A 24,086-nucleotide genomic window follows, 5' to 3' on the forward strand; every position below is an offset into this window, starting at 1 on the left:
CGATCAGTCATTGGTGGGTTTCGAGGTCTTGGGCGCGTCGCGCCGGGCGACAAATTCGCGCATTACGCGTTGTGGCTCGCCGGTTGAATAGCATTCGAGCTGATAGCGGATTCCTGCGCTACAAGCTTCTTCAAAGCCCGGCTGCGTGCGTTCGCGGAAACGCTGCTTGGTCGTGCGTAGCGCCGCGCCTGGCAATCCGGCCATCGTGCGAGCGCGCTCCAACGCACGCGCGAGCACCTGTTCGGGCGCAACCATGTCATTGACCAAACCGAGCTCGTAGGCGCGTTGGCCGGTGATGAGATCGCCGGTCAGCGACAACTGCTGATTCAGCGAATGACCAATTTGCAGCGACATCAGGTAAGAACCGACGATGCTCGCGAGTCCAGCCTTCACTTCAGGCTGCCCCATGCGCATCGACGCGTGCGCCACCCGCATGTCACACATCAGTGCCATCTGAAAGCCAGCACCTACGGCCGTGCCGTTGAGCGCTGCCACGATCGGTTTTGTGACGTCACGGAGCGCCTGGTACATCGCATGCTGACGGTTGAGCCAGCCGGCCAGCGTGTTCGTGTCAATGGTCGCGGATTCATCCAGGTCTTGACCGCCGCAGAAGGCACGTTCGCCGCTGCCAGTGAGGACCATGGCTTGAACGTCAGGCTTCGCGTCGAGTGAGTACAGTGCTTCAGTGAGGCCCCGGCGCAGTTCAGGATTCACTGCGTTCATTACGGTAGGGCGGTTGAGCCGAACCACGGCGATGCCGTCTCGCATCTCGATCAGAATGGCGTCATTTGTTGACATGGATACCTCCGGAACGCTCGATCACCGCATCGACGGCCCAGCCGCCTTGGCCTTCGTCGCAGGCGATCAGCGGATTCAGGTCAATCGAAGCGATGGACTTCGGATGCGCAGCGGAAAATGCGCCCAGGGCCACCGCGGCACGGGCCACCACGTTCAAGTCGATCGGCCGCTCACCGCGAACACCCGCCAGGATGGGGGCGACGCGCAGAGTGCGCAACTTGGCGAGAACGTCGGCCTCCGAGAATGGGTGCAGCATCACGACGAAGTCGCGCAGCGCCTCTACATACTTGCCACCGTCGCTCACCATGACGACGGTTCCGAAAAGCGGATCCTGGCGCACGCCAAGTGCGAACTCGCGGCGGCCTCGGACGCGCTGCGCGACGATCACGCCATCCAGCGCTACGCCCATTGCGGCCACACGTTGCAAGCAGGTAGCCCAAGCTTGCGCGACCTGCTCTGCAGTCTGCAGATCCATGAAGACCAAGCCATGTTCACTCTTGTGTGGAATCTGTGCCGAGCATGCCTTGACAACCACTTCCGGGCCCAGGGCGCGCCAAGCGTCCACAGCTTCCTCGGCGCTGCGACACAGGCGGTATGGCACGGTGGGGATGCCCGCATCGGTGAGTAGTTGCAGGCTTTCGGCCTCGCTCAGGAGTGGCGAAATGCCCTCCGGCAACTCGGGCATGGGCACGAAAGTCGATTTCGATGCGCTGCGCGTTGCGGCCTGCAGCAGCAGGGCCCCATGGCGGCTCCACTGGTACAACGCGTCGATGGCATCGGTTTCATGCGAAAACACTGGAACGCCTGCTTCACGAAAAACCTCCCGCACCGACGCCTGCGGTGCCGATACCGCGGTCGGCTTGCTGCGCAAGGTTGCGAAATGCGCCGTATCGCGCGCCATGCCCGGCACGTCGTAGCCTTCACCGGCCACGGGTATGCCCACGAGAAACATATCGGCTTGCGGGTCGCCTGCAAGGACGCCGAGTGTGTCCGCGTACATGCCGCCCTTGGTCATGAGCGACGCGGTAAGGTCGACAGGGTTCTGTGCCGTCGCGAAGCTGGGCATGATGGCTGTCAGCGCCTTCACAACAGGTTCACCCAGATCCGCCAAAGGCAATCCCAACGATTCGGCAGCGTCCGCGCAGAGCACGCCAACTGCGCCGCTGTGACTCATGACGACCAAGCGATCCGCCGGTCGCGGTGGGGCTGCGAGATAGAGTTCGACGGCATTGACCAACCCGTGCACATCGTTGGCGCGCCAGATTCCGTGGCGCTCGAAGAAAGCGTCGACCACGACGTCGTCGTTGACGATGGCGCCAGTGTGCGAGGCGGCGGCCTTCGCACCTTGTGCACTGCGACCCGACTTCAGGGCAATCACCGCCGCGCCGCGCGCAGCGGCAAGGCGCGCCACTTCCGCCAGCATCATCGGGTCGCTCAGCGATTCGATGTACATCAGCACCACACGGATCTCCGGGTCCGCCGCAGCTGCCAGTGCAAGCTCGCACACGGAAGCGTCCGCGTCGTTGCCGGACGCGACCAAATAGCGCACGCCCACGCCGCGCTCGCGCAGCATTGCGTAAGGCATGACACTGGCCGCGCCACTTTGGCTGATGATGGCCACAGGACCGTCCTGCGGCGCGACTTCCATGAACATCGTGCTGAAGTTCATCACCGCGCCTGTGTGAAAGTTGGCTACGCCTTGCGCGTTGGGGCCGATCAAACGCACGCCCAGACGTCGAGCCTGCGCGACAAGTGCATCCTGCATCGCCATGCCTGCGCTACCGGTTTCACCGAAGCCGGAACTCATGATGATGGCGGTGGCTACACCACGCGCGGCACATTGGTCGATCACACCGGCAACCGTGTCCTGCCCAACGGCAATGATCACCGCATCGGGTGTTTCAGGGACTGCATCGAGCGACGGGTACGCTTGCAGGCCCTGTACGGTTTCGCGCTTGGGATTGATCGGATATATCGCACCCTGGAAACCGAAGCGCTGCAGGTAGTGCAACGGCCGCCCCCCGACCTTGTTGCGGTCTTCGGTGGCGCCAACCACAGCAATACGTTGCGGTGCAAAAGCCTTCTGAAGGCGAGGATCGAGCAGGGAGTCCATAAGGGTTTCCGGTTCAGTCGAGGCTGGCACCGGAGTTCTTAATCACCGGCGCCCATTTGGCGGTGTCGCTCTTGATCAGCGCTGCGAATTCGGCCGATGTGGTGCTGCGAGCCTCCGCCCCATCAGCTTCCATGCGCTTTTTCATCTCGTCGGTGGCCATGACCGCAGCGATCTCGCGCTGCAAACGGTCGACCACAGACACCGGCGTGCCCTTGGGCGCCAGCACGCCGTACCAGATCGTCACGTCGTAGCCCTTGAGGCCTGCTTCCTGGGCGGTGGGCACGTTGGGCAAGAGCGGGGAGCGTTTGGCACCTGTCACTGCCACTGCATGCACCTTGCCGGTGGCGAGGTTCTGCGTCTGCTGCGCGATGGTGTCGAACATCATCGACAGGCGACCGCCCAGTAGGTCGATGAGCGCTGGCGCTGAGCCCTTGTAGGGAATGTGATTGATCTGAATGCCGGCTGTGCTTCGAAACAACTCGCCCGACAGGTGGTTGGAGCTTCCATTGCCCGCAGATCCATAGGTCAGTTCGCCGGGCTTGGCCTTGGCTAGGGCGATCAGTTCAGTCAGGTTCTTGGCCGGAACCTGCGGACTTGTGACAAGAACATTCATCGTCGTCGCCATCAGGCTGACGGGGACGAAGTCCTTCAGCGGGTCATAGCGCAGCTTCTTGTACAGGCTGGGGTTGATGGCCATCGTGCCGGTGGTACCGAAAAAGAGCATCTGCCCATCGGCCGGTGCACGCGCCACAAGCTCAGCGGCAATACCGCCACCGGCGCCAGCACGGTTGTCGATGATGACTTGCTGGCCCAGCTTGTCGCCGAGCTTCTGTGCGAGCAGGCGCGCCATCGAATCCGTGGGGCCTCCCGCTGGAAACGGCACCACGAGGGTGACGGGGTGTTTGGGATAACCCGCCTCCTGTGCGTGCAGCGGCGGCGAGATCAACAACAAGGGTGTGGTTAGCGCCGTACAGAGCAGGTGCATGAGTTTCATGGATGTCTCCTTTTTGGGTTGCAGGTGCCGAGGTTAGGACTCCTCGTTATTTCCAGAAAGAGGAATTGATGTATTTCTGCTTTCCATTAAAGTGAAAGCATGAACCTGAAGCAACTCGGCACATTCCTGCTCGTGGCCGACATGCAGTCGCTCTCGCGCGCGGCCCTCGCGTCGGACACGGCGCAGTCGTTGGTCAGTCGACAAATCACCATGCTGGAAGCGACATGGGGCGGGCGGCTTTTCGATCGAACAGGGCGCGGCATGACGTTGTCTGATTTCGGCAAGCGCATGTATCCCGAAGTCAAGCGTGTGGTTGATCAAGCAACCCAGCTTGATGCCGTGGCGCGCGAGACGGTCGGTGTGTTGACCGGCACGGTGCACGTCGGCGTGCTCCCTTCACTGTCACGTCAATTGCTGCCGACGCTCTTTGCCGATATGCGTGAGAGAGCGCCAGCGTTGCGCCTGCACGTGCTGGAAGGTTTCAGTGGCACGCTCGATGAGCAACTCGCGTCGGGTCGACTCGACATGATTGTGGTCAATCGTTACGGCTCGTCCGCTTTGCGCGGTGAGGATGTGCTCGGCAAGGTTGACACCTTTTTGATTGGAAAGTCGGGCCTGATCGAGCTTTCGGCAGAGACCATGCCGTTTCGCGCGCTGAGCGGTCTGCCGCTGGTACTGCCGGCGGTTCCCAACGGGCTGCGTGCAACGCTCGACGTGCTCTCTCGACGGCACAACGTAGCGCTCGACATCGTGATGGAGGTCGATACGGCGACCTCGATGAAGGACGTGGCCGCAAGCGGCTATGCGTTCACGCTGCTACCGATGACTGCGGTCGCCCAAGAGGTGGGGGCTGGCGTTCTCAGTGCGTGCCGGGTAACGAGCCCCGGGATCAGGAGGACGATCGCGCTGAGCCTCAGCCGGCAAAGACCGATGTCCGAAGCGGCACGCCTGGTGGCGTCAAGGGTCAGGCTCCTGGCGTCGAAGTTGCTGGCTGACTGATGCACGGCACACCCCCTTGACGATCTCGCGCTCGATGAACGCGCAGCGAGTCCACACTGTCCACAGCGCCTCTGCTTTGGAGCCGTTCGGAACGCTGAGATACCGGCGGTGCCAGTGCTCGGGGCACCGGTGTCTCCTTCGGGCCCTCTGCAAAACTCTCACGCCATCCGGTACGTCTGGCCACTGATTCGGCTTTGGGGAGGCGCCAATGCGCTGCGCGGCATCGGTGCGCTATTTCTCGGGGTTTACCCCCGGAGCGGTGGTTCTCCTTGCGTCCAAAAAACAAAGAACATAAACTTTGATCAATTGAGGGGTGAGCAAGGACTCGCAAGGGGGTTTTTGCATCCGGGCGGCAAACGCAACTGCGAACGCCCTTCAAGACAAGAGTTCAATACCCTAACTATCCGAGGGCCATTTCATGCATGACGCTGCACTAGTCTCGTCGATTCCGAGTGTGGAGAAGACTTCCACTCTGAAGCGCGCCATCACTGCCGGGGTAATCGGCCATTTTGTCGAGTGGTATGACTACGGCGTTTATGCCTATGTCGCGACTTATCTCGCCCTTGCATTTTTCAATGGCTCGAGCCTGATGCCGGTGTTCGCTACCTTTGCCGTGGCGTTCTTTGCGCGCCCCTTTGGCGGCCTGATCTTTGGTTACATCGGAGATCGCATCGGGCGACAGCGTTGCCTTGCAGCGGTCGTGGTGCTGATGTCCTTGTCGACTTTCATCATCGGAATCTTGCCGACGTTTGAGCAGGTCGGTCTGCTGGCTCCAGTGCTGCTTCTTCTGTGTCGGGTTCTCCAGGGGCTGTCGGCCGGCGGCGAGATCGCCGGGGCTTCCTCGTTCGTCAATGAATACGCGCCCGATGGCAAGCGGGGCCTGCTGTCCAGCCTGCTACCCGCAGCTTCCGCTGTCGGACTGCTGTTCGGCTCCGTGCTGATGCTGTATCTGAGCTCGAATTACTCCAAGGAATTCATGAGCACCTGGGGCTGGCGGATTCCATTCTTTATTGCCTTGCCACTGGGGATCGTCGGGTTGTACCTTCGCACCAAAGTGGAGGACACGCCGCTGTTTCGCGAGCTCCTGGAAAAGAAGGGGGCGGATCCGTCGCCGCTCAAGTCGAGCCTGAAAAAGCAGTTCAAATGGATCGCGGTAGCCTTTGGTGCCACTCTGTCGTATGGCGTGGGTTTTTACACGGTGCTGAGCTACATGCCCTCGTACCTGAAGACTGTGGTTGGATTCAAGCCTGACCAAGTCTTCTCCGTGACCGCGGTCATCCTGCTTGCGCACATCGTCGCGTTGCCGATTTGGGGGGCTGTATCGGACCGCGTTGGCCGTCGCCCCGTCATCATCGTCGCGAGCCTCTTGCTGGTCGCTCTGACCTACCCGATCTTCCGCATGATTGCGGGAAGCGGCAGCCTTGGCACGGCCATGGCCAGTGGAGCAGTGCTCTCAGCGATCATTGCAGCGTGCGCCGCGCCGCTGTTCGCTTATATGGCAGAGATGTTCCCGACGACCGTGCGTGCCAGTTCAATCTCCATCGGCTACAACGCCTCTGTGATGATGTTCGGTGGCACGGCGCCCTATATCGCCACCTACCTGATCGACAGTACGGGCAATCCGCTGGCACCCAGCTTCTATCTGATGGCGGCTGCCGCCGGCGCTGCTATCACACTCTTCTTGGCCCCATCCGCCAAAGCTGGCCATCTTTCTGCGTTGCGCCAGGAGTGAGCGGGCCCGGGCAACCTCGCATGGTTGCTGATTCGCAGTCGGTTTTCCGCGCATTCGCGAACCACGAGAGCGCGTATTTCCCGACATGACTTGTCTGCCGCGTGGGTTGGCCGGGATAAAATCATCAAATACATTAATCTTTAATCTATTAGCCATGAACACCAATCAGATCACTGAATACGGTCACTGGATTGCCGGCCAGAGCGTGCAGTCGGGTGCCAGGTTCACGTCCTACAACCCGACCACTGGTGAGGAATGGGCCACGTTTGCCAACGGCGACACCGACGCCGTTGCACAGGCCGTCACTGCCGCCAAGGATGCCTTCGAGGGGAAGGCTTGGCGCAGTCTGTCGCCGACCCGGCGCGGGCGGTTGATGATGCTGTGGGCAGACGCCATCAAGAACAATGCCGAGAAAATCGGGCAGCTTGAGACGGCGCAAAACGGCAAGCTGCTCAACGAAATGGTGCTGCAGGCGCGCATCGTGCCGGACTGGCTGTACTACTACGGCGGGCTCGCTGACAAGATTGAGGGCCGGGTGATCCCCGTTGAGCGCTCTTCCGTCCTCAATTACACCCGGCGCGAGCCGTTGGGTGTGGTCGGGGTGATCATGCCGTGGAACTCCCCGTTGTTCCTCACCATCATGGCCGTCGCCCCGGCCCTTGCTGCGGGCAACTGCGTGGTGATCAAGCCCTCTGAGGTGACATCGGCGTCGATCATCGAGGCGGTCAGGTTGGCCGAAGAGGTCGGCTTCCCGCCGGGCGTGCTCAATGTGATCACCGGCGAGCGCGCCACCGCCGAAGCACTGATCGATCACCCCGACATTGCCAAGATCTCCTTCACTGGTGGGGTGGAGGCCGGGCGTTCGGTCGGCATTCGTGCGGCACAGCGCTTTGCTCATGTCACTCTTGAGCTGGGCGGCAAGTCAGCCAATATCGTCTTCGATGATGCCGACCTGGAGCAGGCCAAGGCAGGCCTTCTGGCCGGCATTTTTGCCGCGGCCGGTCAAACCTGCGTTGCAGGCTCGCGCGCTTTCATCCATCGCAGCCTGCACGACCGGATGCTCAACGAGTTGGCCGAGCGCGCTCGCGGCATTCGCATTGGCAATCCGCTGGAGGCAAGCACGCAAATGGGCCCGGTGGCGACCAAGGCGCAGTTGGAGAAAAACGAGTACATGGTGCGCCGCGCGCTGGATGAAGGCGCTTCCTTGGTTCACGGCGGTTGTCGCGCCTCGGTGCCCGGTTTGCCCGGCGGTTACTTCTACACGCCGACCATCCTGACCGACGTCAAGCCGCAGAGCTTCATTGCGCAAAACGAGGTTTTCGGCCCGGTGCTGTCGGTGATCCCCTTCGACGACGAAGAAGAGGTCATTGCACTGGCCAACGGCACCGGATTTGGCCTCGCCGCCGGCGTGTGGTCGCTGAATATTCGCCGTGCGCACCGCGTCGCTCATCGCCTGGAAGCGGGCACTGTCTGGGTGAACATGTACCGCGCCATGACCTTCAATTCGCCGTTCGGCGGCTACAAGGCGAGCGGCATTGGTCGTCAAAACGGCATCGAAGCGATGGACGCCTATCTGCAGACCAAGAGTGTCTGGTGCGAGCTCTCTGAAGAAGTTCAGGATCCCTTCGTCATGCGCTCGTAGTGGCTGGCGCCGCTTCCTTACAACCTTTGAAAGATCAAGAGTGAACACCCCCATGACAACGTCGGCAACCGATTCCCAGCTCAGCTCCCAAGACCGCGCCAAGCATCGCCTTCGGCATTTCTTGGCCGACTTCACCAAGCTGGAGCGCGAATACCCGCACACCTACCCGAAGGCCATCGTCCGCGGCGATGGCGCCTATGTGTATGACGAGGACGGCCACAAGCTGCTGGACGCGGGCACGCATCTGGGCGCCTGCCAGATCGGCCACGGCAGCGCCGAAGTGGCCGAGCGCATTGCCGCGCAGGTCAAGCAGCTCGAGTTCATTTCGCTCGATGCCGGCATCTCGCACCCCTATGCCGTGGCCCTGGCGGAACGGCTGGCAGATATGGTCCTGTGCGACGACCCCGTCTTCTCGTTCACCAGCAGCGGCAGCGAATCGAACGAGCTCGCGTTCAAGATCGCGCGTCAGTACCATCGCCGCCGCGGTCAGCCCGAGCGCATGAAGATCCTGTCTCGTGTGGGCTCCTACCATGGCTCCACCTATGCGACGTCGGCCGCGACCGGAGTGGCCGCCTTCAAGGAGGGCTTCGGTCCCCTGCCTGAGGGCTTCATCCAGGGGGCCCAGCCCTCGCCAGGGCGCTGCGGACATTGCGGGGCTGGCGATGCCTGCTCCATGGCCTGCTTCGACGACTTCACCCGCACGGTGGAAAACGAGGGGCCCGACACGGTGGCGGCGATCATCGCCGAGCCGGTGGCCATCCCGCAGGCGGTCAAGGTGCCGCATCCGGAGTACTTCGCAAAGCTGCGCAAGTTCTGCGACCACCACGGCATCCTGCTCATCATCGACGAGGTGGTGTGCGGCTTCGGTCGTACCGGCAAGATGTTCGGCGCCGAGCATTTCGGCGTGCGTGGCGATATCGTCACCTTCGCCAAGGGGCTGACCTCGGGCTATGTGCCCATGGGCGCGGTGGCGGTTTCGCGACGCGTCGAGGAAGTCTTCAAGGATGCACCGCTGCTGCATCTGAACACTTATGCGGGCCATCCGGTGGCTTGCGAATCGGCCATGGCGGTCATCGACATCATGGAGCGCGAGGGCATGGTTGAGCATGCCGCCAACATGGAGGCCGTGCTGCGTCGCGAACTGGAGCGGGTGAAGGCCGCCGTGCCGCGCGTGCGCCATGTGTCCGTCATCGGCCTGCTGTCCAGCACGATGACCGACATCGCGGATCAGGTCGATCCCGATGCCACGCTGCGCAAGGTGCGCAAGGTGGCCTACGACCACGGTTTGCTTGCGCGCTTTTCTCGCGATGGCAATCTGCTCGCCGCCCATTTCTACCCAGCGCTCGTCGTGACCGAGGCCGACATCGTCGACGGGGTCAAGGCACTGGAGCAGGCGTTGAAGGCCATCTAACCGAGAGAGCTCACCACATGCGCATCGTCGAAGTACGTGAGCGGGCCATCCCGCTGCAAGCCAACATCAAGAATTCGGTGGTTAATTTCGCCGAACATACGGTTTCCTTGGTTGCCCTCGTCACTGATGTCATCCGCGATGGCAAGCCGGTGGTCGGCCTTGCGTTTGACTCCATTGGCCGATTTGACCAGAGCGGCCTGCTCAGAAGCCGTTTCATCCCGCGCCTACAGGCGGCCGATCCCGCCAGCCTGCTGACGGAGGATGGCACCTTGTTTTCTCCCGAGAAGGTGTTGGCGACCATCCTGCGCAACGAGAAACCGGGGGGGCATGGGGATCGGGCGCATGCAGCGGCGGCCATTGAGCTTGCAGTCTGGGATCTCAATGCCAAGCTGCTAGGTATCCCCGCCTGGAAACTGATCGCGCACCATTTCGGCGTGCAGCCAGTGGATGCCATGCCGGTCTACGCGGCTGGCGGCTACTACTACCCCGAAGACAACCTCGGTCGTCTGCAGGACGAGATGCGGCACTACCAGGATCTCGGCTATGTGCGCTTCAAGATGAAGATCGGCGGTGCCGCGCTGAAGGAAGACATCGCCCGCATCGAGGCTGCCCTCAAGGTGGTGGGCGAACCTCAACACCTGGCGGTGGATGCCAACGGTCGCTTCGATACAGAAACGGCCGTTGCCTACGGTCGCGCGATGCAGGATTTCGGATTGCGCTGGTACGAGGAGCCTGGAAATCCGCTCGACTATGCGCTGATGGCCGAGCTCAGCGCCGTCTATCCGCATCGCCTTGCGACGGGAGAAAACCTGTTCTCTGTCGCCGATGTGGAAAACCTGGTGCGCTTCGGTGGCATGCGCAAGGGATTGGATTACTTCCAGATGGATCCAGGCCTGAGTTACGGGGTGACTGAATTTGCCCGAATGATCGCGGTGATGGAAAAGCACGGCTACTCGCGCAAGGAAGTCCATCCACACGGCGGTCACATGCTTGCCCTGCATATCGTCGTCGGACTTGGGTTGGGCGGCTCTGAGGCCTACCCCGGCGTATTTTCGCCATTCGGCGGCTATACCCCTGGATGCCGAGTTGTCGGCGGGACGGTGTCGCCTACGCAGGCGCCCGGTTTCGGGCTGGAAGAAAAGCCGGACCTGATGCCTCACATTGCCGATCTGCTCGGCGCGTGACGTCCGCAATGCAGGCCAAGAAGGCAGACGCGGCGAACGACAGGCGCTGGTCAGCCGTCAGTGCCCCCATTTCAGCAACCATCGAGAGAAATCCCATGCAGCCTATCAAAGTCAATCGTGCTCGCCTCAAAGAAGCCATGGACAATATTTCCGCAGTGGGCGCGACCCCGCGTGGCGGCCTTCACCGGCTGGCGCTTGGCGACAAGGACAAGGAGGCACGCGATATGCTGCGCGACTGGTGCGAGCAGGCGGGCTACCCGATGCGGGTGGATCGCATCGGCAACATGTACGCTCGCCGCGCTGGCCGTGACGAGAGCGCACTGCCCGTCTTGATCGGTAGCCATCTGGACAGTCAGCCCATGGCGGGGCGTTTTGATGGGCCGGTGGGTGTGATTGCCGCGCTCGAGGTGATGAAGACCCTGGACGATCACGGTATTGCCACGGATCGTCCGATCGACTTGGTCAACTGGACCAATGAAGAGGGCGCACGGTTTCAGCCGCCCTTGCTTGCCTCCGGCGTTTTTGCTGGGGCGTATGAACTCGATTACGCCCTGTCCCGGCAGGACAGCGAGGGTGTGAGTGTCGCGAGCGAACTCGAGCGGATCGGCTATGCCGGGACGCATGCGGCGGGCTTCCCGATCAGCAGCTACATTGAGCTGCACATCGAGCAGGGCGTCGTGCTCGAGCAAGCCAACACCACCATCGGCGTGGTCAGCGGTTTCGTCGGCATTCGCGACACGCGTGTCAGTGTGCTCGGTGAGAATGTGCATGCGGGTCCGCTGCCAATGCACCTGCGCAAGGATGCGCTGGTGGGAGCTGCAAAGATGGTGCTGGCGGCGCAGGAAATTGGCCTTGCACATACTCCCGATGCGCGCGTGACCGTCGGCCGGCTGTCGGTGCCCTCAGATTCGCACAGCATCGTGCCGGGCAGGGTGGACCTGGTGCTCGATGTACGCCATCCCGACGCAGCCAGTCTGGATGCATTGCAAGCGAAACTGGAGGGCCGGTTCCGAGAGATCGCGGCCGAGCATGGGCTGTCGGTGGAGTTCGAGCCGTATTGGAACTACGCGCCCATCGTCTTCGATCCCAAGGTACGTGAGTACATCCGCACGGCCGCCAACTTGCACGGCTATTCCAGCCTGGATCTGCCCAGTCGCGCCGGACATGACGCGCTCAATATCGCCAAGGTGGCTCCAACGGCGATGATCTTCATCCCCTGTCTGAAGGGCATCAGCCACAACGAAAGTGAATTTGCCACGGACGAGGACATTGCCGCCGGTGCTGACATCTTGCTGGCCGCTGCCTTGGCTGCGGCTACGAAGTAGCTCGCAGAGGGGTGGACTCAGGCAGATATGAAGTTTGTCTGACGGGATGCGAGGGCCGCAGCCGCTTCTTCAAGCGGCTGCATATGCTCCGCGATAATTTGCCGGATCGCATGCGGCTGGCGGCTGCGGATTGCCGTCAGCGTGCGCTCGTGGAGATCGACAACCAAGTTGGGATCTTCGCCATACAAGAAATAATCCTGCATCAAGATAAACAGCTGCTCAAGAAGCTGATATTGATAGTGAGCCAGCGCGCGGCTGCGGGCCGCACGCCCGATGCTGTAGTGGAACAGGTGGTCGAAGCGCATGCGCAGCATCAGGTCACCGTCGCGGTGCTTGCGTAGATTGTCGATGCACGATTGCATCGCTGCAAAATCGGCGTCCGTCGCGCGTTCGCCAGCCAGCAGCGCGAGTTGCAGTTCAATCGGATGACGCGCCTCGACGATTTCAGTCAAGCTGAGGCGGTTCATCTGTCCGCCTAGGGAGACAAGACTCTCCCTGATCCGGTTGGTCAGGACAAACAGGCCTCCGCTGCTGCCGCGCTGCACGCGAAGCGTCTTGGATTTGGTCAAAACCTTCAGTGCCTCGCCGATGACGGGCTTGCTGACATTCATTGCCTGCGCCAATTGTTCGACGCTCGGCATGCGTTCGCCCACCAAATATGCGCCCGACAGGATGGCGTAGACGAGCTGCTCCACGACTTCCTCGTGAGCGCGGCTGTTGGTGATCGGATGGAAATACCAATGCAACGCAGGCTCGACCTCACTCCCACGATTTGCGTTGCCATTTGTGGCGAGTTCGCCGTCGGCGTCAACCATATTCAGCGCATTCATATCCAAGAACTTGTTCCAAATCTCCAAAATCAAGAGCGCCAAGAAACAGCACGGAACGCCAGCATTGAGTCGGTGTATCCGTTTCTTGCCAGCGTTGGCCCTTGCGCTCGCGGGGCTTACTGCACCCAGCCCATCGCTTGAGAACTACAGTAAAAGTGTGCAGTTCGCCCCACTGGAGATCTACACCATGGTGCCCGGAGCACCCGGCGGCTTCCCGATGAGGGCTGCTTGCCGGTTGGTGATAGACATTTTGCAGCCATTCCAAGCGAGCTGGCCTGCTCTGCAAAAAAGCCGTCGCTTGTCGTTTCCTCCGACGTGTACATCGGAGGTGACTGTCATTGAAGTGTACGGCAGCCCTTCGCGTTCACCCTGATCCTGCTGTAGGTACTTCCAGCGCTACCGTGGTCAACGACGATATCGGTGCGCTGGTTATCGATGGGCGCGATTTGCACTGTTCGAGCCAGTCTCAACGTCGCTTACGTTCTCGGTCCTCACCGCTTCGGCGCCCACGAAGCGCGTTCAATCAGATCGTAAGGGATTGCGACTGTGCGAGGTGGGTATGTGAGCTGTGTGCGTCCGGAGAGACGGTCCAGCAGCAATGTTTTGGCGTGAGCTGCAACCACCTCCGCGTCGGTGCGCAGCACACCGATGGGAGGTTCGTGTGTTTGAGTGAAGTCGCTGTCGCCGATGCTCACGACTGAGAAATCTTGTGGAATTCGGCGCCCCGTTCGTGTGACCGCTCTCAATGCGCTGACGAGAATGTGAGTGCCCTGGGCGATCAGGGCAGTCGGTGGTGCAGGACCTTCGAGCAGGCGCAGCAGGTCTTCGTAGACGGAGCTGGTCGGAGTCGGCTGGCGCAGTATGAGATCTGGAGGCTCCATTCCGGCGGTTCGATATGCTGCCCTGTAGCCTTCGATACGTTTTCGAACCGGCCGGCTTCCCGCATTCCACAACGCCAGCGCGATGCGTTCGTGCCCTAGCTCAAACAACTGAGCACAAGCGCTTTTCATGCCACGAACATGGTCGAACAAGAGCGCGTCCGCGTGCGTGCCGGGCATTTCGCGGTCATACAGGACGATCGGCATCGACATCGAGTTCATCAAGGCCACGAGCTGCGGGTCGCGCTCATGCCCGGGCGCACAAATCACGCCATCCATGCCGCGCATCTGGAAAGTGCGAAGACTCTCGAGTTCACGCTGGACATCGTTCAATCCATGCGCCAGCAACAGCATGTAGCCCTCGGCGCGGAAAGCGTCCTCAAGAGCGCGAAAGGCACGCGCGTAGAGAGGGTTCGTGATGTCGGAGAACATGCATCCGATCGTCCTGCTGCTCTTTGAACGCAAAGCCCGCGCGGTATGGCTCGGCTGATACTGCAGCTGTGCCATCGCGTGCTCGACCTTCTTGCGCACATCTGGCGAGACATTGGGTGCCTGGTTGAGCACCCGCGAAGCGCTGCCCACGGAAACGCCGGCCATTGCGGCGACGTCCTGAATTCGAATTTTCTTGTCATTCATACGAGAAACGGCGCCTTCCTCTTCGCCGGAGTGCCCATTTCAGCACAGAGGGACAGCCCGTCGAGTACGCGATTCCGTGAAAACCCTGATTCGGTGAATCGATTCATATTCTACGATGGCGGCCATGATGAATCGATTCACCAAGCATCCTCTTCCTAACTTGGGTGTCCCCGATCTCTGCGTGGCTTCGCAGTTTTCGCGCCGCTCGCTCCTCCTCGCGGCCTTGGGCTGTGCGCCCGCACTGGCAGCGGCGCGGGGGAATGAATTCCCGCAGCGACCAATACGCTTGGTCCTGGGCTTTCCTCCCGGCGGAGCCACAGACAACTCGGCTCGCATGGTTGCCCAGAAGATGGCCGATGTCTTGGGGCAACCGATCGTTGTTGAGAACCGGCCCGGTGCTTCGGGAAACATTGCTGCGGAAGCTGTCGCACGCAGTGCGCCGGACGGCTACACGCTGTTCTATACGACCAGCACCATTCACGGCATCAACCCCAATGTGTTCGCCAAGCTTCCCTACGATCCAGTGGCGGACTTCGAGCCGGTGCTGAATGTGAGCCGTACGCTCATGGTGTTGCTGGTGCGCAGCGACCTGGGTGTGACGTCCACTCGAGAACTGGTCCAACTGGCCAAATCAAAGCCGGGCAAGCTCACCTATGCATCGGCTGGACTGGGAAGTACGCAGCATCTGGCGGGGGCACTCTTTTGCAGCAAAGCCGGTGTCGACGCATTGCATGTGCCCTACAAGGGAAGCTCGCAGGCATTGACCGACCTCATGTCTGGCCAAGTGGACTTCATGATCGACACCTTGTCGGCCTCCTTGGCCTTCGTTCGCGGCGGAAAGCTGCGCGGGCTTGCCACCAGCGGACTGGAGCGCTCTCCAGTCCTCCCGGACCTGCCGACCATTGATGCTGCGGGTGTGTCAGGCTACAACGTTGCCGCCTGGGGTGGGTTCCTCGTGCCCAAGGACACGCCAGCGTCAATCATCCGCACACTCAACTCCGCCGGGAATCAGGCGATCCGATCTCCCGAAGTCGTCTCGCGCGCGGCCGCAACCGGGAGTGAGTTGAAGGGAGGAACCCCGAAGGAATTTGGCGATTTCATCCGCCAAGAATTGGCGACATGGAAGCTCGCCGTGGCAGCAGCTGGAGTGCCGAAGCAATGAATATCTTTGAAACGACGTCGAAGTCCAATGTTGCAGCGCTGGCTCACGAAGGGGGCAGCATCGGCGAGATGATCATCTCAGCCGTCGGTCGATATCCCAATCGAGTGGCTTTCATCGATGGTGATCGATCCATCAGCTATGCAGAACTGGGTCAGCTCATCGGCAAGGCCATGGCGGCCTTCAGGTCATTGGGCTTGCAGCGCGGCGATGGCGTCATGCAACTGTCCGGCAACCGGGTAGAGGTCTTCATTGTGATGGCTGCAGCGTACCTGCTCGGCCTGCGCTCTGTCACATTGCATGCCATGGGCGGCTTGGACGACCACGTCCACATAGTGCATGACGCCGCCCCATCTGTGTTCATCTCGGAGGAGGCGTACCAGCAGCGCACGGCGGCATTGCGTGCGGGTTGCTCTGGTGTGCTTCACTGGTTCGCGCACGGTGAATGCAAGGGCCTGGACAACTTTTGGGACCTGGCAAACAGCATGGAGCCAGCCCCTTTGATCTCGCATGCAAAAAGCACCGACATCATTCGCTTGGCCTATACAGGCGGTACGACAGGCAAGCCCAAGGGGGTGATGCTCGCCAATCGCTCGGTATGGATGCAGGCGGTGTTGCTCATGGCTGCACGCGGCCTTCGGCCGGGAACGCGCGTCCTGTGTCCCACACCGATTTCGCATGGTGCGGGCGCCATGATCGTGCCGACGCTGTCGCTGGGGGGTACGTTCGTTCTGCAGCGCGGATTCGATCCAGACCGCTTTATCGATGCAGTCGAGACGCATCGGATTGGGTCGGTGTTTCTGGTGCCGACGATGATCTACAAGCTGCTCGATCACCCGAGATGCAGTACGGCCGATTTCTCGTCATTGGAGCTGTTGTCGTATGGCGCATCGCCCATGACGCCGGCGCGCATTCGCGAAGCAATCTCCCGCATCGGACCGGTCTTGGCGCAAAGTTACGGTCAGACGGAGTGCCCGAGCAACATCCTGCACCTGACGAGCGAGGATCATTGTCGAATGGATGTGGATACGCTCGCATCCGCAGGTATGCCTTATCCAGGTGTCACGGTGGCGCTATTGGACGCAAACGATCAACCTGTCGAACCTGGCGAGGTGGGCGAGCTCTGCGTGCGCAGTCCCTTGGTCATGGATGGCTACTGGCAACAGCCGGAACTGACGGCGGACGCGTTGCGCAATGGCTGGCTGCACACGGGCGACATGGCCCGTCGCGATGCCCACGGCTACTACTACCTTGTAGATCGACGCAAGGACATGGTTATTTCTGGTGGCTTCAACGTCTATCCGAAGGAGGTCGAGGACGTCATCGCCCAGCATCCATCAGTCGCAGCGGTGGCCGTCATTGGCGTACCTGACGAACGCTGGGGTGAAGCTGTCAAAGCCGTCGTCGTCGTGCGGCCCGACGTACGAGTCAGCCCGGAAGAACTCCGCGAGCTCGTGCGCCAGGCAAAAGGTGCCGTGTGCACACCCAAGACCGTGGAGTTTGTGGAGGCCCTGCCGCTGACAACGCTCGGGAAACCCGACAAGAAGGCGCTGCGCGAACGCTACTGGGGCGGCCTGGCCAGATCAATTCACTAAAGACAGTGCCTTTGAGTATTCCAACTTTGAGTATTCCAACTATGCAACCCAATCAACGTTCATTCGACCGCTCCCTCAAGGGACGCGTTGCCATCGTGACCGGCGCGGGATCACGCGCTGAAGGCATTGGAAATGGCCGTGCCGCAGCCATTCTCCTGGCACGTGATGGGGCACGGGTGCTACTCATCGATGCCGTCGAGGCTTGGGCACAAAAAACCCGCGAGATGATCGTCGAAGAGGGCGGCGAAGCGACAGTCTGCGCGTGCGATGTCAGCCGCAACGAGGACTGCCAGGCCGCGGTGGCGCGGGCTGTGGAGCAATGGGGGCGTGTCGATATTCTGGTGAACAACGTGGGCATCGGTGGGCCGCAAGGCACGGCTGTCGATCTCGATCTGGAGGCTTGGGATCAGGCTCTGCGGGTGAACGTCACGTCCATGATGCTGATGGCACGCCATTCGATTCCCCACATGATTTCAGCTGGGAAGGGCTCGATCGTCAACATCGCTTCAGTCGCCGGCTTGATCGGCGGTCACCCCAGTCTTCTGTATCCCACCTCGAAGGGGGCGGTCGTCAACATGACCCGGGCGATGGCCGCGCATCACGGTGCCCAAGGAATCCGCGTCAATTGTGTCGCTCCAGGCATGGTGCATACCCCCATGGTCTATGCCCGCGGCATGAGCGAAGAGACGCGAGAGGTTCGCCGCAAGCGCTCCTTCCTCCAGACGGAGGGCAGTGGTTGGGACGTGGGGCACGCGATTCGATACCTTGCCAGTGACGAATCCGGCTGGGTGACCGGCTCGGTTCTTCCCGTGGACGCAGGTGCCACGGCGGGTCGCCATTCGTACTGAAAATCAAGGAGACCGAATTGCAACGCAGAAATCTTGTCAATTGCGCTGTCGGGTGGGCTGCGGCTCTGACTCTCTGTGTCGGCACGGCGCAGGCACAGCAGTATCCACAGAAGCCGATCATCTTGGTGGTCCCGTTCGGCACAGGCAATATCGCGGACAACCAAGCCCGAATGATCGCTCGCCATCTAGCGACGGTGCTGGGCCAGCCTGTGGTGGTCGAAAACAAGCCGGGGGCGGGAGGAAGCATCGGCACGGAACAGGTGGCGCGAGCCCCCGCAGACGGCTATACGCTCCTGTACGGAACTCACGGAACACAGGCGGCCAACTCTGCTCTTTATCCCAACGGACGCATCAATCCAGCCCAGGATCTGCGGGGGGTTCATTCGCTGTTCCGCCAATCGACGGTGCTGGTGACGCCGGCGAATAAGCCGTGGCGTACGTTGAAGGAAATGGTGGAGGCCGCACGCATCGCCCCGGGGCGCTTGACCTACGCGTCGTCCGGCGTCGGAACGCAGACGCACCTGGCAGCTGCCAAATTCCAGGAGGCCACGAAGGTGAACTTCACCCATGTGCCTTACAACAACCAGTCCTCCATGACCGACCTGCTGGCGGGCAACGTGGATTTGTCCTTCAGCTATGCGGAGAGCGTGCTGCAGCATGTGGAGGGTGGTCGTCTGCGTGCCCTCGCCATCAACGGAAAGACCAGGCTTTCCGCCTTGCCCGAGGTTCCGACCGTCGGAGAGGCTGGCTATCCCGGCGCCGCACTGGAAGGATGGTCCGGCGTGTTTGTTCCTCGCGGTACACCCGACGCCATCGTGTCCCGCTTAGCCAAGGAGATCGCCAAGGCAACCGAAGCGAGCGAGGTGAAGGCGACCATGGCGAAGATCGGAAGCTACCCGATGGGCCTGTCCGATGCCGCGTTTCAGTCCTTCGTCGAGGCCGAAGTGCCGCGCTGGAGGGAGATCGTCAAGAGCGCAGGCGCAGACGCGCGCTGAGTCGATAAGTGAGGTAAACATGCTGAAGAGCTACATCGGCGGCGGCGACGCCGACCATATCCGCGTCCGAGGCTATGACCTCGTTGAGGATCTGCTGGACAAGCACGATTTCGTGGACGTCCTATGCCTGGCGATTCTTGGCGAGTTCCCCGACCAGAAGATGCGACGGGTGATCAACAACTCCCTCGTGACGTCGATCGACCATGGACTGACGCCCAGTGCATTGGCCACGCGACTGACACTGCACGGAGCACCTGAATCGCTTCAGGGCGCGGTGGCTGCGGGTTTGCTGGGCGCCGGTAGCCGTTTTCTCGGGACGGTGGAAATCAGCGCCCGCTTCATGAAGGAGGCCATGAGCGAGTTGGACGGCGCGACCGATCCCAGTGACACGCTGCTTCGCCGGCTGGCGGATACGGTCGTTGCGCGCAGCCGCGCGGCGCAGCGCAAGATTCCAGGTTTTGGGCACCCCATTCATATCCACGGCGATCCCCGCACGCAGCGCGCGCGGCGCATCGCCGAAGAAGAGGGCTACTTTGGCCGACATTTCCGCTTCGCACTGCAACTTGAGCAGTCATTGTCGGCTGATGTCGGCCGGCCCATGCCGCTGAACGCCACCGGTAGCAAGGCTGCCGTGCTCCTGGACTTGGGGCTCAGCCCCGAATTCGGGAAGGCCCTCACACTCATTGGGCGGGTTGCTGGCTTGGTTGCGCATGCGTTCGAGGAGCGTAGCCGCCCCATCGGGCAGGATCTCTGGAATATGGCCAGCGCTGCGTCCGAGAGTGGCGAGCCATGACTGGTTCGGCACAAACTCGCCGCTGGCTTCAAAGACCGCCCCTGTCGAACTGGGGTGACTTTGGCGAAGATGACCAACTGGGTCGGCTCAACCTGATCACGCCCGAGTGTGTGCTCCGAGCGACCCGCGAGGTGCAGACAGGGCAAAGTTTCTGCCTGAGCCTGCCGCTGAATCTTCCTGGGGGCAATATTCTGAATCCGCGCCGCCATCCTCCTCAATTGCAACCGACGCTGCGGGATGGCAGGCCAGTCTTCAACCTGCCGATCGGCGATGCGGCATTGGGGCAGACGGATGTACTGTGCGACGACGCAGTGCTCATTCATACCCAGTATTCAACGCAGTGGGACGCTTTTTCCCATGTGGGCCACCTGTTTGATGTGGATGGAACCGGCCATCCGCAAGCTGCCTACTACAACGGATTCAGGGCGGGTAAGGACGTTATCGGGCCGAATGACGCCGAAGGACGCCCTGTGGGAGCCCATCGCCTGGGCATCGAGACGTTCGCCGAGAAGGCAATCCAAAGTCGCGGTGTACTCATCGACCTGAAGGCGATTGCCGGATTTCAACGGGTTCGCGTCGGGTACGATGAGTTCATGCGCGCCATCGAGGCTTGCGGCACGGAGCTTCACAAGGGCGACATCCTCTGCGTCTACACCGGCTTCGCGGATCTGGTGATGGACATGGGAGGATCGCCTGATCCCGCGTTGCGCGACGCGTTGTGCGCGGTGTTGGATGGCCGAGATGAACGGCTGCTGCACTGGATCATCGACAGTGGCATAGCGGCCTTGTGCGCGGACAACTATGGCGTGGAAGAGATTCCTGCAGGAGGACCGCATGAGTGTGGCGCTCGCCTCCCTCTGCACGAACTCTGCCTGTTCAAGCAAGGCATCCCTCTGGGGGAGCTGTGGTATTTCAGGGCGTTGCAAAGAGCCCTGAACGAGCAAGAGCGTTCTGCATTCTTGCTCACAGCGCCACCACTGCGATTGCCTGGCGCTGTCGGGTCGCCCGTCACGCCGGTGGCAACGATCTAGGTGGGCCATATCGCGAGGGGCGAAGCGACACCCGGAAATGCGACGGCACAGTCGGAAGGTGCACGACCGGACGAGTTTCTCAGATGATCTGCTCGAATTGTCGCGTGGAGCGGTGCGTGCCGCGACGGATGCAGCGCAGCGCGATCTGCGTAAATCAGCGGGCGACTCACTAAGCGATGAGGTTTGCAGTCGTGAGTGCACCGCTTTGGATGTTGTTGTGCAGCATCTACTTGTTTTCGGGTATTTCCGTGCGGTATGACGCTGACTAAGCTCGCCGCTTGATTCATGCGCGCCGCACCTGGCGTCATCAGCACAGTGGAAATGAACGACCTCCCCAACATCATGGTTGCCGCCTTCCCGGCCTTTGCGCTGCTGATGGTGGTCGAGGTCGTGTACTCCCTCAGGGTGCGCGGCAAGCTCTACGACACCCGCGACACCGCTGCCAACGTGTTGCTGGCGATGGGCAATCTGGCGATCGCCCTGGTCAGTGCGGGCGTCATGCTGGTATTCCTGAGTTGGCTCTATGCGCACCGCTTCTTCACGATGCCGTCCGCCGCGTGGTGGGCCTGGGTGCTGTGCTTTCTGGCAGACGACTTCAGCTACTACTGGTTCCACCGCTTCAGCCACGAAGTGCGCTGGTTCTGGGCTTCGCATTCGGTGCATCACTCCTCAGAGAAGTACAACTTCTCGGTGGCCTTGCGCCAGACCTGGACTGGCACCATCAGCGGCTCGTTCCTGTTCTGGGCCTGGATGCCATTGCTGGGCTTTCATCCGAAGATGATCCTGTTGATGCAGTCGGCGAGCCTGATCTATCAGTTCTGGATCCACACGCAGGCGATCCAGAAAATGCCCGCCGGTTTCGAGGCCGTGTTCAACACGCCGTCGCACCACAGAGTGCATCACGGCAGCGACTTTGAATACCTCGACAAGAACTATGCCGGCACCTTGATGATCTGGGACCGCCTGTTCGGCTCGTTTGCGCTGGAAACCTTCACACCGCGGTTCGGCCTGACGAAGAACATCGAGACCTTCAACCCGGTGCGGATCGCCTTTCACGAATGGGCCGGCATTGTGAGAGACCTGCGCAAGGCCCGCAGCCTGTCCGACGTTGCCGGCTATCTCTTGCAGCCGCCGGGCTGGAGCCCCGACGGCAGTTCCCTGACCACGCGCCAGGCGCGCAAGGCCGCGGAGTGACGGGCGCACTTTCCGTTCGGACGGGCCCGGCCGATGGAGCCGTTCCAGATCACGACTTCCCTGTCAAAGCTCACGGCGACGCGACCTCCGGCCTCAAGCCTCGTTACGCGATGGCGCAACGGGCGTTTGCAGATTCAATGACTGCAAGACATGCGGTCCGCAAAGGATGGATGGCAGCCGCCCTGGGTCTGGGTGTCGGCCTGGTACTGAGCGGTTGTGCCGGCGGCAGCGATGGCTCGGTGGTGTTGGTGCCGGCGGCCGCCAGCGCCGTGCCGGTCGCGGCGGCGTCGCCCTCGGAGACCTACGCGGTGGCTATACCTCCAGGGCAGATCGATGCCGCCGTGGCCAAGCTCGACCAGCTGGCGGCCGACATCATGCGCCGCTCGAACATTCCGGGCATGTCCGTGGCCGTGGTGAAGGACGGGCGGACGGTGTACGCCAGAGGCTTCGGGTTGCGAACGATCGGCTCGCCCGAACCGGTTGATGCGGACACCGTGTTCCAGCTCGCATCGCTGTCGAAGTCAATCGGCGCGACCGTGGTGGCGGGGCTGGTGGGCAGGGAGGTGGTGTCCTGGAACACGCCCGTCGCCACGCGCTTGCCTGACTTCAGGCTGTCGGACAACTGGATTGCGCAGCAAGTGACGGTGGGCGATTTCTTCGCCCATCGCTCGGGACTCTCGGAGCACGTCGGCGATCAGCTCGAAGACCTGGGCTATGGTCGCCAGGACATACTGAATCGCCTGCGCTACGTGCCGCTCGATGGCTTCAGAACCCGCTACGCCTATACGAACTTCGGCCTGACGGCCGGGGCCGAAGCGGCGGCCACGGCCGCCGGGCTGGACTGGGCGACGCTGTCCGAGCGTACGCTTTACCAGCCGCTCGGCATGGCGTCGACGAGTTCCCGCTTCACCGATTTCATGCAGCGCGGCAACCGTGCGTCGCCCCATGTGAAGACCGAGGCAGGTTACCAGACACAGTACCAGCGAAACCCCGATGCGCAGTCGCCGGCCGGCGGCGTGAGCGCCAGCGCCAATGACATGGCGCGCTGGATGTCGATGGTCCTGGCGAATGGAACCTTCCAGGGACGTTCGGTGGTCAAGGCCGAGGCTTTGTTGCCCGCGATCAGCGCGCAGATCGTTTCGTCGCCGTCTCGCAATCCAAACGAGCGCGCGGGCTTCTATGGCTATGGCTTCAATGTCGGGACCTCGTCGTCGGGGCGGGTCAAGCTCTCGCATTCGGGCGCTTTCCTGTTGGGGGCGGGCACGGCCTTCTCGATGATTCCGTCGGCAGGTGTCGGCATCGTCACGCTCACCAACGCCGCGCCGGTGGGAGCCGCTGAGGCCATGAATGCCGCCTTCGACGACCTGGTCGAGTTCGGTGCGGTCACACGGGATTGGTATGAGGCCTATGCGCAGCTGATGCAGGGCCTGTACACGCCCGAGGGCACGCTGGCCGGCCAGCAGCCGCCAGCGCAACCTGTGGCGCCGCTGGGCAGCAACGCCTATACCGGCATCTACGCCAACAACTACTACGGCGATGCCGTGGTGGAAACCGCCGGCAGAGGCCTGATCCTGAAGATGGGGCCGGGCGGCGGCAAGAGCTTCGCGCTACGCCATTGGAGCGGCAACACCTTCGTCATCGACCTGTCGGGCGAAAGTGCCACGCCGGGGTCCGTTTCGAGGATCGATTTCAAGCCCGGCGTCTCGGGCCAGTCGGACAGCGTGCAGATGGAGTTCTACGCCGAGGACATCACGCACGGCGTGTTCACGCGGACGTCCGTCCGGCGATGAGCCGGTGTGGCATCGGAGGGGGCTGTCTGAATTTTTGTGTTCGAGGCGGATGTTGATCTGCTCTCGATTGATTTCTCTTATGTCTTCAGGCCCCTGCCGGGCCGCCGGAGGCACCTCGGTTGAGCCCATGTATTCATGG

General features: G+C 61.6%; 19 protein-coding genes. 14 read left to right on the forward strand and 5 right to left on the reverse strand.

The window, feature by feature from the left end:
* Positions 1-3 precede the first annotated feature (3 nt).
* Genes AC57B8_RS00470 through AC57B8_RS00480 form a run of 3 tightly spaced genes read right to left on the reverse strand, consistent with a single transcriptional unit; the run spans position 4 to position 3,905 of the window.
* Entirely contained in the window at positions 4-798 is a 795-nt protein-coding gene (locus AC57B8_RS00470; protein WP_496478305.1) for an enoyl-CoA hydratase/isomerase family protein, read from the reverse strand.
* Positions 785-2,911, reverse strand: a complete 2,127-nt coding sequence (locus tag AC57B8_RS00475) for an acetate--CoA ligase family protein (RefSeq protein WP_496478306.1) — start codon at positions 2,909-2,911, stop codon at positions 785-787. Before AC57B8_RS00475 ends, AC57B8_RS00470 begins: the two co-directional genes overlap by 14 nt.
* A 13-nt stretch (positions 2,912-2,924) precedes the next feature.
* A complete protein-coding gene (locus tag AC57B8_RS00480; RefSeq protein WP_496478307.1) occupies positions 2,925-3,905 on the reverse strand; it encodes a Bug family tripartite tricarboxylate transporter substrate binding protein in 981 nt (326 codons plus the stop codon).
* Between the two features lie 99 nt (positions 3,906-4,004).
* On the opposite strand from AC57B8_RS00480, the gene AC57B8_RS00485 reads away from it, so the two are divergent.
* From AC57B8_RS00485 to AC57B8_RS00510, 6 genes are all read left to right on the forward strand, one after another.
* Positions 4,005-4,904: a LysR substrate-binding domain-containing protein gene (locus tag AC57B8_RS00485; RefSeq protein WP_496478308.1), complete on the forward strand. Its 900-nt coding sequence runs from the start codon at positions 4,005-4,007 to the stop codon at positions 4,902-4,904.
* Positions 4,905-5,322: 418 nt separating this feature from the next.
* Complete coding sequence (locus AC57B8_RS00490; RefSeq protein WP_496478309.1) at positions 5,323-6,636, forward strand: MFS transporter; 1,314 nt, start codon at positions 5,323-5,325, stop codon at positions 6,634-6,636.
* 154 nt (positions 6,637-6,790) lie between these two features.
* A complete protein-coding gene (locus tag AC57B8_RS00495) occupies positions 6,791-8,278 on the forward strand; it encodes an aldehyde dehydrogenase (protein ID WP_496478310.1) in 1,488 nt (495 codons plus the stop codon).
* A 52-nt stretch (positions 8,279-8,330) separates the two neighbouring features.
* Positions 8,331-9,689, forward strand: coding sequence for an aminotransferase family protein (locus AC57B8_RS00500; RefSeq protein ID WP_496478311.1), 1,359 nt, complete (start codon positions 8,331-8,333; stop codon positions 9,687-9,689).
* Between the two features lie 17 nt (positions 9,690-9,706).
* Complete coding sequence (locus tag AC57B8_RS00505; RefSeq protein WP_496478312.1) at positions 9,707-10,873, forward strand: enolase C-terminal domain-like protein; 1,167 nt, start codon at positions 9,707-9,709, stop codon at positions 10,871-10,873.
* 95 nt (positions 10,874-10,968) lie between these two features.
* A complete protein-coding gene (locus AC57B8_RS00510) occupies positions 10,969-12,198 on the forward strand; it encodes a Zn-dependent hydrolase (RefSeq protein WP_496478313.1) in 1,230 nt (409 codons plus the stop codon).
* 17 nt (positions 12,199-12,215) lie between these two features.
* Here the strand turns inward: AC57B8_RS00510 and AC57B8_RS00515 are convergent, their stop codons facing one another.
* Positions 12,216-13,028, reverse strand: a complete 813-nt coding sequence (locus tag AC57B8_RS00515) for a FadR/GntR family transcriptional regulator (RefSeq protein ID WP_496478314.1) — start codon at positions 13,026-13,028, stop codon at positions 12,216-12,218.
* Positions 13,029-13,519: 491 nt separating this feature from the next.
* Positions 13,520-14,542, reverse strand: coding sequence for a LacI family DNA-binding transcriptional regulator (locus AC57B8_RS00520; protein ID WP_496478315.1), 1,023 nt, complete (start codon positions 14,540-14,542; stop codon positions 13,520-13,522).
* Between the two features lie 334 nt (positions 14,543-14,876).
* Here AC57B8_RS00520 and AC57B8_RS00525 point away from each other — a divergent pair, with 334 nt between their 5' ends.
* The 8 genes from AC57B8_RS00525 (at position 14,877) to AC57B8_RS00560 (ending at position 23,947) form a co-directional block, all read left to right on the forward strand.
* Positions 14,877-15,704, forward strand: a complete 828-nt coding sequence (locus AC57B8_RS00525; RefSeq protein WP_496478316.1) for a Bug family tripartite tricarboxylate transporter substrate binding protein — start codon at positions 14,877-14,879, stop codon at positions 15,702-15,704.
* On the forward strand, positions 15,662-17,296 hold the full coding sequence (locus AC57B8_RS00530) for an AMP-binding protein (RefSeq protein WP_496478317.1): 1,635 nt from the start codon (positions 15,662-15,664) through the stop codon (positions 17,294-17,296). The genes AC57B8_RS00525 and AC57B8_RS00530 overlap by 43 nt, the downstream gene beginning before the upstream one ends.
* Positions 17,297-17,337: 41 nt before the next feature.
* A complete protein-coding gene (locus AC57B8_RS00535; protein ID WP_496478318.1) occupies positions 17,338-18,144 on the forward strand; it encodes an SDR family NAD(P)-dependent oxidoreductase in 807 nt (268 codons plus the stop codon).
* Between the two features lie 17 nt (positions 18,145-18,161).
* A complete protein-coding gene (locus AC57B8_RS00540; protein ID WP_496478319.1) occupies positions 18,162-19,139 on the forward strand; it encodes a Bug family tripartite tricarboxylate transporter substrate binding protein in 978 nt (325 codons plus the stop codon).
* A 19-nt stretch (positions 19,140-19,158) separates the two neighbouring features.
* On the forward strand, positions 19,159-19,932 hold the full coding sequence (locus tag AC57B8_RS00545) for a citryl-CoA lyase (RefSeq protein WP_496478320.1): 774 nt from the start codon (positions 19,159-19,161) through the stop codon (positions 19,930-19,932).
* Positions 19,929-20,963 (forward strand): cyclase family protein, encoded by a 1,035-nt coding sequence (locus tag AC57B8_RS00550; RefSeq protein ID WP_496478321.1) that lies wholly within the window; start codon positions 19,929-19,931, stop codon positions 20,961-20,963. The genes AC57B8_RS00545 and AC57B8_RS00550 overlap by 4 nt, the downstream gene beginning before the upstream one ends.
* Positions 20,964-21,284: 321 nt before the next feature.
* A complete protein-coding gene (locus AC57B8_RS00555) occupies positions 21,285-22,157 on the forward strand; it encodes a sterol desaturase family protein (RefSeq protein ID WP_496478322.1) in 873 nt (290 codons plus the stop codon).
* Between the two features lie 170 nt (positions 22,158-22,327).
* The gene (locus AC57B8_RS00560; RefSeq protein ID WP_496478323.1) at positions 22,328-23,947 is read left to right on the forward strand and encodes a serine hydrolase; all 1,620 of its coding nucleotides are present in this window, start codon (positions 22,328-22,330) and stop codon (positions 23,945-23,947) included.
* Positions 23,948-24,086: the final 139 nt, after the last annotated feature.

This window comes from Variovorax sp. BGA-UO-ETr-C22 (assembly GCF_059567965.1).

What these genes read in the sequence shown, in the direction of transcription:
- AC57B8_RS00470 (WP_496478305.1), bottom strand. Translation starts at nt 798, where the DNA reads ATGTCAACAAATGACGCCATTCTGATCGAGATGCGAGACGGCATCGCC.
- AC57B8_RS00475 (WP_496478306.1), bottom strand. Translation starts at nt 2,911, where the DNA reads ATGGACTCCCTGCTCGATCCTCGCCTTCAGAAGGCTTTTGCACCGCAA.
- AC57B8_RS00480 (WP_496478307.1), bottom strand. Translation starts at nt 3,905, where the DNA reads ATGAAACTCATGCACCTGCTCTGTACGGCGCTAACCACACCCTTGTTG.
- AC57B8_RS00485 (WP_496478308.1), top strand. Translation starts at nt 4,005, where the DNA reads ATGAACCTGAAGCAACTCGGCACATTCCTGCTCGTGGCCGACATGCAG.
- AC57B8_RS00490 (WP_496478309.1), top strand. Translation starts at nt 5,323, where the DNA reads ATGCATGACGCTGCACTAGTCTCGTCGATTCCGAGTGTGGAGAAGACT.
- AC57B8_RS00495 (WP_496478310.1), top strand. Translation starts at nt 6,791, where the DNA reads ATGAACACCAATCAGATCACTGAATACGGTCACTGGATTGCCGGCCAG.
- AC57B8_RS00500 (WP_496478311.1), top strand. Translation starts at nt 8,331, where the DNA reads ATGACAACGTCGGCAACCGATTCCCAGCTCAGCTCCCAAGACCGCGCC.
- AC57B8_RS00505 (WP_496478312.1), top strand. Translation starts at nt 9,707, where the DNA reads ATGCGCATCGTCGAAGTACGTGAGCGGGCCATCCCGCTGCAAGCCAAC.
- AC57B8_RS00510 (WP_496478313.1), top strand. Translation starts at nt 10,969, where the DNA reads ATGCAGCCTATCAAAGTCAATCGTGCTCGCCTCAAAGAAGCCATGGAC.
- AC57B8_RS00515 (WP_496478314.1), bottom strand. Translation starts at nt 13,028, where the DNA reads ATGAATGCGCTGAATATGGTTGACGCCGACGGCGAACTCGCCACAAAT.
- AC57B8_RS00520 (WP_496478315.1), bottom strand. Translation starts at nt 14,542, where the DNA reads ATGAATGACAAGAAAATTCGAATTCAGGACGTCGCCGCAATGGCCGGC.
- AC57B8_RS00525 (WP_496478316.1), top strand. Translation starts at nt 14,877, where the DNA reads ATGGTTGCCCAGAAGATGGCCGATGTCTTGGGGCAACCGATCGTTGTT.
- AC57B8_RS00530 (WP_496478317.1), top strand. Translation starts at nt 15,662, where the DNA reads ATGGAAGCTCGCCGTGGCAGCAGCTGGAGTGCCGAAGCAATGAATATC.
- AC57B8_RS00535 (WP_496478318.1), top strand. Translation starts at nt 17,338, where the DNA reads ATGCAACCCAATCAACGTTCATTCGACCGCTCCCTCAAGGGACGCGTT.
- AC57B8_RS00545 (WP_496478320.1), top strand. Translation starts at nt 19,159, where the DNA reads ATGCTGAAGAGCTACATCGGCGGCGGCGACGCCGACCATATCCGCGTC.
- AC57B8_RS00550 (WP_496478321.1), top strand. Translation starts at nt 19,929, where the DNA reads ATGACTGGTTCGGCACAAACTCGCCGCTGGCTTCAAAGACCGCCCCTG.
- AC57B8_RS00555 (WP_496478322.1), top strand. Translation starts at nt 21,285, where the DNA reads ATGAACGACCTCCCCAACATCATGGTTGCCGCCTTCCCGGCCTTTGCG.
- AC57B8_RS00560 (WP_496478323.1), top strand. Translation starts at nt 22,328, where the DNA reads ATGGCAGCCGCCCTGGGTCTGGGTGTCGGCCTGGTACTGAGCGGTTGT.